This is a genomic window from Rhizobium sp. CFBP 8752 (assembly GCF_014842035.1).
Taxonomy (GTDB): Bacteria; Pseudomonadota; Alphaproteobacteria; order Rhizobiales; family Rhizobiaceae; genus Neorhizobium; species Neorhizobium soli.
On record NZ_JACYUZ010000001.1, the window covers coordinates 2,704,015 to 2,719,839 of the forward strand.

General features: G+C 60.6%; 13 protein-coding genes. 5 read left to right on the forward strand and 8 right to left on the reverse strand.

Translation table 11 applies throughout. The annotated features are described in order from the left end of the window. Position 1: 1 nt before the first annotated feature. The 6 genes from IFT59_RS12945 to IFT59_RS12965 all read right to left on the reverse strand — a co-directional run bounded on the left by IFT59_RS12945 (position 2) and on the right by IFT59_RS12965 (position 6,992). A complete protein-coding gene (locus IFT59_RS12945) occupies positions 2 to 913 on the reverse strand; it encodes an ABC transporter permease subunit (RefSeq protein ID WP_192087035.1) in 912 nt (303 codons plus the stop codon). An 11-nt stretch (positions 914 to 924) separates the two neighbouring features. Beyond that, positions 925 to 2,082, reverse strand: a complete 1,158-nt coding sequence (locus tag IFT59_RS12950; protein ID WP_062579145.1) for an ABC transporter ATP-binding protein — start codon at positions 2,080 to 2,082, stop codon at positions 925 to 927. A 76-nt stretch (positions 2,083 to 2,158) separates the two neighbouring features. After that, positions 2,159 to 3,256: a polyamine ABC transporter substrate-binding protein gene (locus IFT59_RS12955; protein ID WP_082471837.1), complete on the reverse strand. Its 1,098-nt coding sequence runs from the start codon at positions 3,254 to 3,256 to the stop codon at positions 2,159 to 2,161. 257 nt (positions 3,257 to 3,513) lie between these two features. Next, entirely contained in the window at positions 3,514 to 5,235 is a 1,722-nt protein-coding gene (locus IFT59_RS12960; RefSeq protein WP_249407537.1) for a methyl-accepting chemotaxis protein, read from the reverse strand. 296 nt (positions 5,236 to 5,531) lie between these two features. Then, positions 5,532 to 5,666 carry a hypothetical protein gene (locus tag IFT59_RS23300; RefSeq protein WP_256413687.1) on the reverse strand — a complete coding sequence of 45 codons (135 nt, stop codon included), beginning with the start codon at positions 5,664 to 5,666 and terminating at the stop codon, positions 5,532 to 5,534. Positions 5,667 to 5,810: 144 nt separating this feature from the next. Next, a complete protein-coding gene (locus IFT59_RS12965) occupies positions 5,811 to 6,992 on the reverse strand; it encodes an NAD(P)/FAD-dependent oxidoreductase (RefSeq protein ID WP_192087037.1) in 1,182 nt (393 codons plus the stop codon). Between the two features lie 184 nt (positions 6,993 to 7,176). On the opposite strand from IFT59_RS12965, the gene IFT59_RS12970 reads away from it, so the two are divergent. The 5 genes from IFT59_RS12970 (at position 7,177) to edd (ending at position 14,111) form a co-directional block, all read left to right on the forward strand. Continuing rightward, positions 7,177 to 8,616, forward strand: coding sequence for a glutamine synthetase family protein (locus tag IFT59_RS12970; protein ID WP_062453771.1), 1,440 nt, complete (start codon positions 7,177 to 7,179; stop codon positions 8,614 to 8,616). A gap of 13 nt (positions 8,617 to 8,629) precedes the next feature. Continuing rightward, positions 8,630 to 9,919, forward strand: coding sequence for an NAD(P)/FAD-dependent oxidoreductase (locus IFT59_RS12975; protein ID WP_192087038.1), 1,290 nt, complete (start codon positions 8,630 to 8,632; stop codon positions 9,917 to 9,919). Positions 9,920 to 10,015: 96 nt separating this feature from the next. Beyond that, positions 10,016 to 11,488, forward strand: coding sequence for a glucose-6-phosphate dehydrogenase (zwf, locus tag IFT59_RS12980; RefSeq protein ID WP_062453773.1), 1,473 nt, complete (start codon positions 10,016 to 10,018; stop codon positions 11,486 to 11,488). A gap of 7 nt (positions 11,489 to 11,495) precedes the next feature. After that, complete coding sequence (pgl, locus tag IFT59_RS12985; RefSeq protein WP_192087039.1) at positions 11,496 to 12,194, forward strand: 6-phosphogluconolactonase; 699 nt, start codon at positions 11,496 to 11,498, stop codon at positions 12,192 to 12,194. A 99-nt stretch (positions 12,195 to 12,293) separates the two neighbouring features. Further along, positions 12,294 to 14,111, forward strand: coding sequence for a phosphogluconate dehydratase (gene edd, locus IFT59_RS12990; protein WP_192087040.1), 1,818 nt, complete (start codon positions 12,294 to 12,296; stop codon positions 14,109 to 14,111). A gap of 72 nt (positions 14,112 to 14,183) precedes the next feature. Here edd and IFT59_RS12995 read toward each other — a convergent pair whose 3' ends face one another. Together IFT59_RS12995 and IFT59_RS13000 are read right to left on the reverse strand one after the other, a co-directional pair. Further along, on the reverse strand, positions 14,184 to 14,540 hold the full coding sequence (locus IFT59_RS12995; protein WP_192087041.1) for a hypothetical protein: 357 nt from the start codon (positions 14,538 to 14,540) through the stop codon (positions 14,184 to 14,186). Between the two features lie 182 nt (positions 14,541 to 14,722). Beyond that, positions 14,723 to 15,811, reverse strand: a complete 1,089-nt coding sequence (locus IFT59_RS13000) for an ABC transporter ATP-binding protein (protein ID WP_092661219.1) — start codon at positions 15,809 to 15,811, stop codon at positions 14,723 to 14,725. Positions 15,812 to 15,825: the final 14 nt, after the last annotated feature.

Genomic DNA, 15,825 nt, shown 5'->3' on the forward strand with positions numbered 1-15,825 from the left:
CTCACGCCACCTTCTTCTGCTGGTTCTGGAAGATGGCGATCGGCACGACCAGCATCAGGAGCAAGACCACTGCTACGGCCGAGGCAAGCGGCCAGTCGCGGTTGCTGAAGAACTCCGTCCACAGCGTCTTGCCGATCATCAGCGTATCGGCGCCGCCGAGCAGATCCGGGATGACGAATTCGCCTGTGATCGGGATGAAGCAGATCATCGAGCCTGCGATGACGCCCGGCAGCGACAGCGGGAAGGTGATTTTCCAGAACGCCTTCCACGGCGGGCAGCCGAGATCGTTGGCGGCTTCCAGCAGAGTATTGTCCATCTTTTCGAGCGCCGCATAGAGCGGCAGGACCATGAAGGGCAGATAGGAATAGACGATGCCGATAAAGACGGCCGTGTCGGTTCTGAAGATCTCCACCTGTTGATCCGGTCCCATCAGCCCGATCGTCTGCAAGGCGAGCGTCAGCAACCCGTCCGGCTTCAGGATGCCGATCCAGGCATAGACGCGGATGAGGAACGAGGTCCAGAACGGCAGGATGACCAGCATCAGAAGGATCGGCCGGATGGAATTGGGTGCGCGCGCCATGGCAAGCGCCATCGGATAGCCGATGAGGAGAAGCAAGAACGTCGAGATCGCGGCAATCCGCAGCGACGACATATAGGCCTGGAAGTAAAGCGGGTCCTCGGTCAGGAACAGGTAGTTCTCGATGTCCAGCTCGGAGACGAAATCGCTGAGGGCGCTCCAGCCGCCGAAGACCGGCGTATAAGGCGGCATGGCAATGGCCGTGTCCGACAGCGAGATCTTGAAGATGATCAGGAAGGGCGCGACGAAGAACAGCAGCAGCCAGAGATAGGGCACTGCGACGACCAGCCAGCGGGCCGGGTTGGCATGCGGATTATCGGCTGTCGTATCGGCCATGATCGCGCTCCCTATCGTGTCAGCACAAGGCCGGCATCGCGTGACCAGGTCAGCCACACCATGTCGCCGAAGGTGATCGGCCGATCGACCAGGCGCGAGACGTTGGCCTGAGCGGCGCGAACGATACGGCCATCCTCCATCTTCACGAGAAATACCGAGAAGTCGCCGAGATAGCCGATGTCCCAGACTTCGCCATAGGCCGCATTGAGGGACGTATCAGCGGGCTGTTCCTGCGAGATACGCACCTTTTCCGGACGGACCGCGTAGGCGACGTGATCTCCCTTGACGGCCTGGCATTCCTGTTCCGCGGCAACGCTCAGACCGTCGCTGTCGATCCGCACCAGACCGGGGGCGCCGAGCGCGCTATCGGTTTGCGTCACCGTGCCTTCGAGGATGTTGATATCGCCGATGAAGTCCGCCACGTAGCGGCTGTTCGGAGCCTCGTAGATTTCGGCAGGCGTTGCCACCTGCATGATGATGCCCTTGTCCATGACCGCGATACGGTCGGACACGGTCATCGCCTCTTCCTGGTCGTGGGTGACGATCAGGAAGGTGAGCCCCAGCGTCTGCTGGATATCCATCAGTTCGAACTGGGTTTCCTCGCGCAGCTTCTTGTCCAGCGCGCCGAGTGGTTCGTCGAGCAGCAGCACCTTAGGACGCTTGGCGAGCGACCTTGCCAGCGCCACGCGCTGGCGCTGGCCGCCGGAAAGCTGTGCCGGCTTGCGCTTGGCGAACTGCTCCAGCTTGACCAGCTTCAGCATTTCCTCGACGCGGGTATCGATCTCGCCCTTTGGCAGATTGTCCTGCTTGAGACCGAAGGCGATGTTCTTTTCAACCGACATATGCGGGAAGAGCGCGTAGGACTGAAACATCATGTTGGTCGGGCGCTTGTAGGGCGGAACACCGGAAATGTCCTTGCCCTGCAAAAGGATGCGGCCTTCCGTCGGCTCCTCGAAGCCTGCCAGCATCCGCATCAGCGTCGTCTTTCCGCAGCCGGACGGCCCGAGCAGCGAGAAGAATTCCCTCTCGTAGATATCGAGCGTCAGATTGTCGACGGCGGTAAAATTGCCGAAGCGCTTGGTGATGTTTTCAAAGCGGATGAAGGGCACCGACGCCGGATCGGTCCACGGAGAGAATTTTCGTTTTACCGGTCCGAGTGTTTTTGCCATCGCCTGCCCCGCCTGCCCTCAAGAAATATTGCCAGAAACAGATCGGGGCAGGTTTTGCCTGCCCCGAAGCCGATGGTTACTTGCCGGTCTTGATCTGGGTCCAGAGCCGGTTCAGCACGCGCTGTTCCTTGGGCCCGTAAGGCGAGATCGTGAAGAGCTTCTTGGTGACCTCTTCGGTCGGGTAGACCGCCGGGTTTTCCAGGACTTCCTTATCGATGAACTTCTGCGAGGCCAGGTTGCCGTTGGCATACTGAACATAATTCGATGCCTTGGCGATCACTTCCGGCTTCATCAAGTAATTGATGAATTCATGCGCTTCGGCCACGTTCTTGGCATCGGCCGGGATCGCAAGGTTGTCGAACCACATATAGGTTCCTTCCTTGGGGATCGAGAACTCGATGTTGACGCCGTTCTTGGCTTCCTCGGCGCGGGTCTTTGCCTGCAGAATGTCGCCCGACCAGCCGATGGTGATGCAGATGTCGCCGTTGGCGAGATCATCGATATAGGACGAGGAGTTGAACGTCTTTGCCGAGGAGCGGATGTCGGAATAGACCTTTCCGCCCGCTTCGAGATCCTTCGTTTCCTTGCTGTCGGGATCCTTGCCGACATAGTTCATGCCGATCGCAAAGGTTTCGTCGGATGCGTCGAGGATGTTGACGCCGCAGGACTTGAGCTTTGCAGCATTTTCAGGCTTGAACAGCACGTCCCAGCTGTCGAGGGGCGTATCGCCGAGTGCCTTCTTGACCTTATCGACATTGTAGCCAATGCCGGTCGTGCCCCACATGTAGTTGACGGCGTATTCGTTGCCGGGATCGTATTTGGCAAGACGCGCCGAGATTTCCGGCCACAGGTTGGAAAGGTTGGGGATCTTGGACTTGTCGAGCTTCTGGAAGACGCCGGCCTGGATCTGGCGGGCGAGGAACGGGGCGGTCGGCACCACGACGTCGTAACCGGAGCCGCCGGCAAGCAGCTTGGTTTCCAGGATATCGTTGCTGTCAAAGACGTCGTAGACAACCTTGATGCCGGTTTCCTTGGTGAAGTCCTGCAGGATCGATTCATCGATGTAGTCGGACCAGTTGTAGACATGCACAGTGCGTTCCTGGGCGGAAACACCAGACACGCTGAAAGCGGTCGCAGCCAAAGCGGCGGCTATGCTGAGCAAATGGGCTTTCATCAATTCTCTCCTGTTGCAGCACCTGCAGCCACCGCCCCTGCGCGGCAGGACGGTTCGCGCGAATTTCCCTATAATTTTGAGGAGAGTAGAAAGGAATTCCCCAGGCCACAAGGGGGAATGTGCAATGCAGCAGCGGTTACCGGAAATCGACGCCGCCCGAACCCATGCCCTTGTGCCAAGCCGAAATCGCAACCGGCTCATCGTTCACAAAAAAGGGCGGCCCGAAAGCCGCCCCTTGTCATTTCATCTTCCCGCGCTCAGGCTGCCCGGCTATCCTGACGGGCCATTGATCTCTGGCTGTCGATCTTGAACTGCTGGACGAGGCCGAGCAGCATATCCGCCTCTTCAGCAAGACGACGGCTCGCCTCGCTGGTTTCGCCCACCATGGCACCGTTCTGCTGGGTCATCTGATCCATCTTGTTGACGGAGCTATTGATGTCCTGAAGCGCTGCGGCCTGGTCGCGGCTGGCAGTGGCGATCGTATCGACATGCTTGCTGATGATGGTGATGTCGCTGCTGATCGTGGCCAGCACTTCGCCCGCTTCCTGCACCAGCGTCGATCCGGAATGGACCTCGTGGCTGGACTGGTCGATCAGGCCCTTGATCTCCTTGGCCGCATCAGCGGAGCGCTGGGCCAGTTCACGGACTTCCTGGGCAACGACCGCAAAGCCCTTGCCGGCATCCCCTGCCCGCGCGGCTTCGATGCCGGCGTTCAAGGCGAGGAGGTTGGTCTGGAAGGCAATGTCGTCGATGACGTCGATGATCAGCTCGATCTTCTTGGACGCTTCCTCGATCTTGCCCATGGCTTCGACGGCATTGCGGACCACGGTGCCGGAACTGTCGGCGCTCTTCTTGGTCTGCGTCACGGCGTCATTGGCTTCACGAGCGCGTTCGGCAGAGGAGCGCACGGTGACGGTGATCTCGTCCACGGCGGCTGCCGTCTCTTCGAGCGAAGCGGCCTGGCTTTCGGTGCGGCGTGACAGGTCCGTCGACGAGTGGCTGAGATCGGAGCTGCTCTTCTGGATCGAGAGCGTGCTGGCCCGGATATGCGTCATCGTTTCACGCAGCCGCAGGATCGAATTGTTGAAATCGGTCCGCAGGCCTTCAAGACGTCCGGAGAACGGCGTGTCGATCGAAGCGGACAGATCGCCCTGGGACAGACGCGACAAGGCCGATCCAAGCTGCGTGACGGCGTGCTCGATCTGGGCGTCGACATGCTGCTTTTCGGTATCGTTGCGATGGCGATCCGCTTCCGCCTCGGCACGCTCTGCGGCGCTGCGGCTTTCGATCAGCTGCTTTTCGCGGTCCTTATCGCGGAAAACCTCAAGGGCCCTGGCAATGTTGCCGAATTCGTTCGGCAGCTGGAGATAGGGGATCGCACTCTTGTTATCGCCCTGCGCAATGGCGCGGACGCTGCCGGTCAGCACGCCGAGCGGGCGCACGAGAGCCCGGATGGCGAAAAAGCTGAAGAAGCCGAGCACCAGAAGCGCGATCGCCGACGTGCCAATGAGGATATAAGCAGACGACGCGATATGGGCGAAATAGACTTCCATCGGAACACCGATGAAGAGGACGCCGGTGACTGCACCTGCGGCATTGGTGATCGGGAAATACCCGGTCATGTAGTCCTTGCCGAACAGAACCGCGTTTCCGAAATAGGATTCGCTCTTGCCGAGCTTCGGCTGCGCCGGATGTTCGGGAGCAAGCTTCGTGCCGATGGCGCGCTCACCCTTTTCCGTCTTCACGTTGGTGGAGATGCGGACGTAGTCTGCGCCCTGCTTTTCAAAGATCGTTGCAACGCCGCCGATGGCAGCAGCGGCACGGTCGACCACGTCATGGCCTTTCAGAGCGCCTTCGCCCTGGAGAACCTTGTTGACGACTTCGTCGCGGATCTCGGTCTTCGCACCGGGCAGTTCCAGCTCATAAAGAAGCCCCAGCGTGCGCATCGCCTTATAGGCATCGGCACGTGCACTCGACATGACGTCGTTCCGAAGATTGACATAGGCAAGCCCGGAAAGAGTAGCCGCTGCCACGGAAACGAGAAAAAGGCAGAGGAGAACAATCCGGGATACAACGGATGAGGGGAGAAGCTTCTTGGTCAAAACAGGGCTCTTTCCAAAATGTGAGAGACACTGTTGTTTTTGACGGAGATATCTGAAGATTAGATAAATAGGAAATTGACGTAACTCAAGCGACCGACGTAGATCCAGAGCTACACCGACGCCGTTACTCGTTCACACATTCCTTGCCGCAGCAAGGCTGCGGGGAGACTACGTCAGAAGTAGAAAGGAACCGAAAGAAGAGCAACAGTTGCTCCAATCGCCATCGCCAGAAATCTTACGCGGATCAACTTTGCGTTATCCTGGGTCTTGGCAATAGCAATTGCACGGGCGCTGCGGGTCTTCTGCATAGGTATCCGACTCCACGATCTTGGTGATGGCCGCCGGAAGCCGGCGGGTACGCAGCCTATAGACCAAACAAATGGGCTGGCATTAAGGCAGCATCCTCCAGGCATATTAACAACACCTGAATCGAGCACAACTGGCATTTCTACCTAGAGGCTGTCTCCGCAAGCATAGCCGGAAGACCAGGCCCACTGGAAGTTATAGCCGCCAAGCCAGCCTGTAACGTCGACGCACTCGCCGATGAAATACAAGCCTGGCACGGCCTTGGCCTGCATCGTTTTGGAATCCAGTGCGGAAGTATCGATACCACCCAGCGTGACCTCGGCCGTGCGATACCCTTCCGAACCGGCGGGGCGGATCTTCCAGTCCTGGATCGATGCTGCAAGCCCTGTCAGCATCTTGTCGGAGAGATCCGCGAGATTGCCGGTGACGCCCCGGTTTTCGACGAAGTATTGGGCAAGACGCTTGGGCAGTATTTCGCCAAGCGCCGTCTGCGCCGCCTGTCTGCCGTTCGTCTTGCGGGCCGCCTTCAGTGCATCGCTGATTGAGGCATCCGGTTCGATCGACAGCGTGATGTCGTCACCTTCCCGCCAATAGGAGGAAATCTGCAGGATGGACGGGCCACTGAGGCCGCGATGGGTAAACAGCATGGCCTCGCGAAATCCCGTCCGGCCGTGGTGCACTTCTGCAGGAACCGCGATCCCGGACAGCGGCGACAGTTTTTCGAGTGTGTTCTGGTCGAAGGTCAGCGGCACGAGGCCGGGGCGCGTCTCGACCAGCTTGAGCCCGAACTGCGCAGCAATCTCGTAGGCGAAGCCCGTGGCGCCCATTTTCGGGATGGAGTTGCCGCCCGTCGCCACCACCAGCGACCCGGCTTCGAACTGGCCGGCAGAGGTGGCCAGCCGATATCCGTCGGGCGATTTTTCGATGCCGTCGATCGCCGTCTGAAGCTTCAGGGACACTTTCGCGGCCGACATTTCCGCCAGCAGCATCGCGATGATGTCCTTGGCGCTGTTGTCGCAGAACAGTTGGCCGAGCGTCTTTTCATGCCAGGGAATCCGATGCCGTTCCACCAGATCGAGGAAATCGCGGGCCGTGTAGCGGGCAAGTGCCGATTTGACGAAATGCGCGTTGCCGGAGAGGTAATGCTGGGGGGCCGCACCGATATTGGTAAAGTTGCAGCGGCCGCCGCCCGAGATGCGGATCTTTTCGCCGGGCGCCTTGGCATGATCGAGCACCAGCACCGAGCGACCACGCTGGCCGGCGCGGATGGCGCACATCATGCCGGCGGCACCGGCGCCCAACACGATCACATCGAATTTCTGTGCCAATGGTCATCCTCTCGTCATCGACTTGCTGTTTTCGATTGGAGCCTCCAAGTCAAGATGGCGGGGACACAATAGCGGATTCAGCCTGCTCCTCGCCAAGAAGTCAGCGCGCTCTCAGCCAAAGAGTGTTCCCAAACATCATTCCATGGCTATGATGGGGCTCCGATCAACATGACCCCGGTGTGTTATGCCGCGCAAGAAATCATCCCCTGTCCTGGCAACCGGAACCGTGGCGAAAGCCGCGACAGCCCAGCCGACACTGACTTCGCTTCGCGGCGTTGCAGACTGGCGCGAGGCAGCCGCTTGGCTTCGGGCACGCGGGATCGAAGACATCGAATGCATCACGCCCGATCTAGCCGGCGTGCCGCGCGGCAAGATGATGCCCTCGTCGAAGTTTACGTCCAACACCTCGCTGGCGCTGCCTTCGGCGCTCTATCGCCATACCATCTCCGGCGAGTATCCCGACGAGACGGCAAACTTCCGCTACGAGCCCCGCGACAGCGACCTCAAGCTGATGCCTGACCTTTCGACGCTTGCCGTCGTGCCCTGGGAAAGCGACCCGACGGCGCAGGTGATCTGCGACATCGTCGACACAGATGGTCAGGCGGTGTCCTATACGCCGCGCAACGTTTTGAAGAATATCGTCAAGCTCTATAACGACCGCGGGTGGAAGCCCGTCGTGGCGCCGGAGATCGAGTTCTATCTGGTCGCCAAGAACGACGACCCGGATTACCCACTGCATCCACCGAAGGGCCGCTCCGGTCGGTCGATCCTCGGTGGACAGAGCTATTCGATTGCCGGCATCAACGAGTTCGACGAACTGATCGACGACATCTACCATTTCTCCGAAAAGCAGGGCCTCGAGATCGATACGCTGATCCACGAGGAAGGCCCGGCGCAGCTGGAAATCAACCTTCGCCACGGCGATCCGGTGGAACTGGCCGACCAGGTGTTCATGTTCAAGCGCACCATTCGCGAGGCGGCACTGAAACACGGCATCTACGCAACCTTCATGGCAAAGCCGATGCAGGGCCAGGCGGGATCGGCGATGCACATCCACCAGTCGGTGGTGGAGATCGAGACCGGAAAGAACGTCTTCTCAAATGCCGACGGTTCGGCATCGGAGGAATTCTTCCACTTTATCGGCGGCATGCAGGCCTTCATTCCGAAGGCGCTGGTGATGATGGCGCCTTATGTGAATTCCTACCGGCGTCTGACGCCGGATATGGCGGCACCCGTCAACTCCGCCTGGGGTTACGACAACCGCACCACGGCCTTTCGCGTACCGGTTTCGGACGCGAACTCGCGGCGTGTCGAGAACCGGTTGCCGAGCTCCGATGCAAATCCGTATCTGGCGCTTGCGGCCTCTCTCGGCTGCGGCCTGCTCGGCATCAAAAACAGGCTCGACCCGACACCGCCGACGGAAGATTCCGCCAATGAAGGCGAGATCGACCTGCCGCGCGATCTCCTAAAGGCAGTCTCGCTGCTCGAGGACGAGCCGGCGCTTGCGGAAGTGTTCAGCAAGGAATTCATCGGCCTTTATGCCGGCGTGAAGCGTGGGGAGTTCGAGACGTTCATGCAGGTGATCAGCCCTTGGGAACGGGAATTCCTGCTCCTCAACGTGTGAGGGAAAAGGTATTTTGGACAATTGGCAGAGCCCCATCGCCTCGGGCATTTCTTGGTATCAGGCAAGCGTTGGCGACCGGGCGACCTACCCTCCCCTCGACGGCTCGAAGAGCGTTGACGTTGCCATCATCGGCGGCGGCTATACCGGGCTCCAGGCCGCCTACACGCTGGCGAAAGCCGGCACGTCGGTGGTGCTGATCGAGGCCGCGCATTTTGGCGACGGCGCATCGGGACGCAATGGCGGGCAGTTGGGCACAGGCCAGCGCTCATGGCCGGAGGAGATCGAGGAGAAGCTGGGTTTCGAGCGCTCGAAAGCGCTGTTCGACATGGCCGAGGGCGCCAAGCGCTATCTGATGGATTTCGCGTCCGCCCACGGCATCGACATGGAATACGTGCCGGGTCAGCTGAACGTTGCCCACAAGCGGGGATACGAACGCTACTACCAGGCCAATGCCGACATCGCAGCGGAGCGCTACGGCTATCCGCATGTCACGTTCATGGGCGCGAAGGAAACCGCCGAGCGGGTCGGCACGACCGACTACCATTGCGGCGTGCGCGACATGGGAACCGGCCATATCCATCCGCTGAAGCTCCTGATCGGACTGGCACGGGTGGCGCATGACGCAGGCGCTGCGATCCATGAGGAAACGCCGGCAACCAGGATCACGCAGTCGGGCGGCAAGACGCTGATCGAGACGCCGCGCGGCACGATTTCGGCCGCTCGGGTGCTGCTTGCCACCAACGCCTATATCGGCAATCTCGAACCGGTGACCGGCGCGCATATCATGCCGATCGGATCCTTTATCGCCGCAACCGAACCGCTCGATGAGTTTCCGCAGGTCATTCCCGGCGGCGAGGCCGTCTGCGACAGCCGTTTCGTGGTGCGCTACTTCCGCAAGTCGCTGGACAACCGGCTGTTGTTCGGTGGCCGCGAGGTCTACACGTCGAGCAATCCGAAGGACACGGCAGAGGCCATCCGCCGCCAGATCGTCGATACCTATCCGGCGCTGAAGGATGTCCAGATCACCCATGCCTGGGGCGGCAATGTCGGGATTACCCTGCCGCGACATCCGTTCGTTCGCGAGGTGATGCCGGGCGTCACATCGATCGGCGGCTATTCCGGTCATGGCGTGATGCTGTCGAATTATTGCGGCAAACTTTACGCCGATATGGTCCTAGGAAATCGCACCGAGCTCGATTATCTGCGGGACCTCGACATACCGTCCTTCCCCGGCGGGCGGCGCATGCGAAGCCCTCTTCTGTTCCTCGCGCTGACTTGGTTTGCGCTCAGAGACAGGATGTGAGACGCCTCCCCTACCGCCCAGTTGCGATTTCGGGCTAGCGTTTTTAAATCGATTAGAATATGTGTTCCACCAACTATGCGAGATGAAAGAATAGCGATGAGCAGCCAGATCATCCCAGTCGAGCCGTTTGATTGCGTCGTTTTCGGCGGCACCGGCGACCTTGCGGAGCGCAAGCTTCTGCCGGCCCTCTACCATCGTCAGATCGAAGGCCATTTCACCGAACCAACCCGAATCATTGGCGCATCGCGCAGCGCGCTTTCGCACGACGACTACCGCAAGTTCGCCCAGGACGCCCTCAAGGAGCATCTCAAGAAGGGTGAATACGACGAGGCGGAAGTCGAGAAGTTCTGCAAGCGTCTCTATTACGTGTCCGTCGATGCGAAATCGGAAGGCGGATGGGCCGAGCTGAAGAAGCTGCTCGACGAGGGCAAGGACCGCGTCCGCGTGTTCTATCTCGCCGTCGCGCCTGGAATTTTCGGTGCCATTTCCGAAAAAATCCGCGATCACAAGATGATCACCAAGCAGACCCGTATCGTCGTCGAAAAGCCGATCGGCCGCGACCTTGCGTCAGCGCTGGCGCTCAACGACCAGATCGGCAAGGTCTTCCCGGAAGAACAGATCTTCCGCATCGACCACTACCTCGGCAAGGAAACCGTGCAGAACCTGATGGCGCTGCGGTTTGCCAACGCGCTCTATGAGCCGCTGTGGAACGCCAACCATATCGACCACGTGCAAATCACCGTTGCCGAAGCGGTGGGCCTCGAAGGTCGCGCGGGTTACTACGATACGGCGGGTGCTCTGCGCGACATGGTGCAGAACCACATCATGCAGCTCGTGTGCCTTGTGGCGATGGAAGTCCCATCGTCGATGGACCAGGAAGCCGTTCGCGACGAAAAGCTGAAAGTGCTGCGTGCGCTGAAGCCGATCAACGAATCCAACGTTCAGCAGATGACGGTGCGGGGCCAGTACCGCGCCGGCGCTTCGGCAGGCGGCGCCGTCAAAGGCTATCTGGAAGAGCTGGAAGGCGGAGTTTCCAACACCGAGACCTTCGTTGCCATCAAGGCCGAAATCGGCAACTGGCGCTGGGCCGGCGTTCCCTTCTACATCCGCACCGGCAAGCGCCTTGCGAGCCGCATGTCGGAAATCGTCATCACCTTCAAGCCGATCCCGCACAATATCTTCGATGCGAGCGCTGGCCGGATTGCAGCCAACCAGCTGATCATCCGCCTGCAGCCGGACGAAGGCGTCAAGCAGTCCCTGATGATCAAGGACCCGGGTCCGGGCGGCATGCGCCTGCGCGAAGTGTCGCTGGACATGAGCTTTGCTGCTGCCTTCAACGTGCGCAACCCGGATGCCTACGAGCGTCTTCTGATGGACACGATCCGTTCCAACCAGACGCTGTTCATGCGTCGCGACGAAGTGGAAGCCGCATGGCGCTGGGTCGACCCGATCCTCAAGGGTTGGGAAGCCGCCGGCCAGCAGGTTCAGGGCTATACGGCCGGAACCTGGGGACCGAGCCAGGCGATTGCCCTGATCGAGCGCGACGGTCGCACGTGGCACGAGACCTGAGGTAGCCATGACCTATACGACCCACGACTATTCTGACGGCGCGGCTCTGGCAGCCGCGCTTGCCGACGAGGTGGCAAGCCGCCTCGCCGCAGCGATCTACGCACGCGATTCCGCCTGCATCGCGGTTTCGGGCGGCTCCACGCCGAAGAAATTCTTCGAGGAGCTTTCGAAGCGCGAGCTTGCCTGGGACAAGGTGAAGGTGACGCTGGTCGACGAGCGCTTCGTGCCCGCTGACAACGAGCGCTCCAACCATCTTCTGGTTGCCAAGCATCTGCTGACCAACAATGCGGCGGCGGCAACCTTTGTGCCGCTCTATTACGATGCGCCCTCGATCGAGGAGGCGGCCGTGATTGCCACGAAGGCGACGGCTGCGCTCGACAAGCCGTTCGACGTCGTGATCCTTGGCATGGGTGGAGACGGGCACACGGCCTCGTTCTTCCCGCATGGCGACAATCTTGAACAGGCGCTCGACCTTACCGGTCTTTGCCGCGTCATGACGATGAAAGCGGAAGGGGCCGGCGAAGAGCGGTTGACCTTCTCCTTCTCCAGCCTTTCGGATGCCCGCTTTCTGGCGCTGCATATCGAGGGACAGGGCAAGAAGGACGTGCTGGAAAAGGCGATCGCCGGATCCGACGAGACCGAAATGCCGGTCCGTGCGGTCTTGAACCGTGCCGCCTCGCCACTCGACATCTACTGGGCGCCGTAACACGCGTCTTACCTGGCGGCTCCTTTTGAGGGGTCGGAGCAGTAACACCAGCGATCCCGGCACTCTCCCAGACCGGGATCGACCCAAGGAGGATGAACCATGGGCGCCCATTCCGGCATCGAGGCGATCACCGCCCGCATCGTCGAACGATCGAAACCGCATCGTGAGGCCTATATCGACCGGGTGCGCCGCGCCGCATCGCGCGGGCCACATCGCACCACCCTGTCCTGCGGTAACCTTGCACACGGCTTCGCGGTCTGTTCCCCCGCCGAGAAGGACGCGCTCGCTGGCGACGTCGTTCCGAACCTCGGCATCATCACCTCCTATAACGACATGCTCTCGGCTCACCAGCCCTACGAGACCTTCCCCGCGATCATCCGCGAGGCGGCACGCGCAGCCGGCGGCATCGCCCAGGTGGCGGGTGGCGTTCCAGCCATGTGCGACGGCGTCACACAGGGGCAGCCCGGCATGGAGCTGTCGCTGTTTTCCCGCGATGCGATCGCCATGTCGGCCGGTATCGGCCTTTCGCACAACATGTTCGACGCGGCCGTCTATCTCGGCATCTGCGACAAGATCGTGCCGGGTCTGGTGATCGCCGCTCTGTCCTTCGGGCATCTACCGGCGGTTTTCATTCCGGCCGGACCGATGACGACGGGCCTGCCCAACGACGAGAAGTCGCGCATTCGCCAGCTCTATGCGGAAGGCAAGGTCGGCCGCGCCGAACTGCTTGAAGCGGAGTCCAAATCCTATCACGGCCCGGGCACCTGCACGTTCTATGGCACGGCCAATTCCAACCAAATGCTGATGGAAATCATGGGCTTCCATATGCCCGGCGCCTCCTTCGTCAATCCGGGCACGCCGCTTCGCGAAGCGCTGACGCGCGAGGCCGTCAAGCGGGCGCTGGCCATCACCGCACTCGGCAACGAGTTCACGCCAGCGGGCGAGATGATCGACGAACGCTCGATCGTCAACGGCGTCGTCGGCCTGCATGCGACCGGTGGCTCCACGAACCACACGATGCATATCGTGGCGATGGCGCGTGCCGCCGGCATCCATCTGACCTGGGAAGACATTTCGGAGCTTTCCGACATCGTTCCGCTGCTGGCTCGCGTCTATCCGAACGGACTGGCCGACGTGAACCATTTTCACGCAGCCGGCGGCATGGGTTTCCTCATCCGCGAGCTCTTGAAGACCGGCATGGTGCATGATGACGTGCGTACCGTGTTCGGCCACGGGCTCGAGGCCTATACGGTGGAAGCCAAGCTCGACGAAAAGGGCCTTGTGGCACGCCATACGGTTCCGCAGACAAGTGGCGACCCGAAGGTTCTGGCGCAGATCGAAACCCCGTTCCAGCCGACCGGTGGCCTGAAGATGCTGACCGGCAATATCGGCAAGGGCGTCATCAAGATTTCCGCCGTGAAGCCGGAGCGCCATATCATCGAGGCGCCGGCTATCGTGTTCCACGGCCAGCAAGAATTGCAGGATGCGTTCAAGCGCGGCGATCTGAACCGCGACTTCATCGCCGTCGTGCGCTTCCAGGGACCGCAGGCGAACGGCATGCCGGAACTGCACCGCCTGACGCCGGCACTCGGCGTTTTGCAGGACCGCGGCTTCAAGGTGGCGCTGCTTACCGACGGGCGCATGTCTGGCGCATCCGGCAAGGTGCCGGCCGCCATCCACATGACGCCGGAAGCCTGCGATGGCGGGGCGATCGCCAAGATCCAGAACGGCGACATGATCCGTCTCGACGCGGTGGCAGGCACACTGGAGGTTCTGGTAGATGCCGCCGAATTCGACGCACGCCTGCCTGCCACGGCCGACCTTTCCGAAAACGAATTCGGCATGGGCCGCGAACTCTTCACCGCCTTCCGCCGCAATGTCGGCCGTGCCGAGCACGGCGCCAGCGTGTTTTCCTGAAATAACAAAGGGCGGCCTTGAGCCGCCCTTTCAAGAACTCCGACAGTGCCCGCGGTCCTTGGACCGGTGGATTTACCAGGCCCGGAGGTCGATCGTCATGTCGCGGTGGTTCGGATGCGTCGAGAAGACAAAGATGCGGTTCATCTCCTTCTTCGTCAGCATCTTCAGGAAGCGAACCTGAATGGTGTTGTTGGTGTTGACCCGCATCAGGATGCAGCCGACCTTGGAGATGCGGGCGTCCGGGATGTCGAGATAGAATTGCTTGGGCAGGTGGTACTGGGTGATGATGCCGAGAACCGCTTCGGTTTCGGATATCTGCACAACGTCGCAGCGGCGCTGCGCCATGTTCATCACGCCGTTTTCGGTATACTCGATGCGGGCTGCGTTCATCGTGTCATGCATCTTGAACCGCGCTTCGCGGTCGTACATGAACGACTCTTCCTTATTCAGAAAATGGCTTTTTCCAATGGGGGCCGCGGTCACGACAGTGTCTCCTATTCCAATGTCAAAGAGTAGGGCCTGAAGTTTAACAGAGCGTTGGAATTTCATATGCGGCCCGAATCGGAGCATTAGTCACAAAATTCCGGTAAATGTAAAGTTATCCCGATCCGTCAGCGGCGATAGGTCTGCCCGTCCGCATCGAAGAGATGCAGCTTCTGCCGATCGGCTGAAAAACGCATCGTGTCGCCTCTTTTCACGTCGATGATCCCAGGCAGTTTGGCGATGATCGGCTCCTTGGCCGACAAGCCTTCGATGTAGAGGAGCGTGACCTCCCCGAGCGCCTCGACGATGGAGACCTTGCCTTCGAAGAGATAATCCTCGCCGGTCGCGATGGTCAGATCTTCGGGCCGCACGCCGAAGCTTGCGCTCTTGCCGTTCGCGCCGGTTTCGGTCGCGATCGGTACGATGACCGACTTTCCGTCGACAAGCGAAACGGTGGTCACAGCGCCGGTTTCCTTGACCGTGACGGGCATAATGTTCATCGCCGGCGAGCCGATGAAGCGCGCGACGAACAGGTTTTTCGGGCGCTCATAGAGTTCGAGCGGTGGCCCGACTTGTTCAATGCGGCCGGCCGAGAGGACCACGATCCGGTCGGCGAGCGTCATCGCCTCCACCTGATCGTGGGTGACGTAGATCATCGTGGTGTCCGGCATCTGCTCCTTGAGCCGGGCAATTTCGATGCGGGTCGCGACGCGGAGCGCTGCGTCGAGGTTGGACAGTGGCTCATCGAATAGAAAGACTTTCGGGTCACGGCAGATCGCCCGGCCAATCGCCACGCGCTGGCGCTGGCCGCCCGAGAGCGCTTTCGGCAGGCGGTCGAGATAGGGCGTCAGTTGAAGGATATCGGCGGCCGCGCGGACCCGTCGGTCGATCTCCTCCTTGCTTTCCTTGGCGATCCGCATGCCGAAGGCCATGTTGTCGTAGACGGTCATATGCGGATAGAGCGCATAGGACTGGAACACCATGGCGATGCCACGGCGCGATGGCGGAACGTCATTCACCACCTGACCATCGATCAGCATCTCGCCGCCGGTGATCGTCTCGAGCCCGGAGATCATCCGCAGCAGCGTGGACTTGCCGCAGCCGGACGGGCCGACAAACACCACGAACTCGCCCTGCGCAATGTCCAGGTCGATGCCGTGCAGCACCTTCACCTGGCCATAGGACTTGCGGATATCCTTCAGTACGACACCGGTCATGACGTGATCCTCCC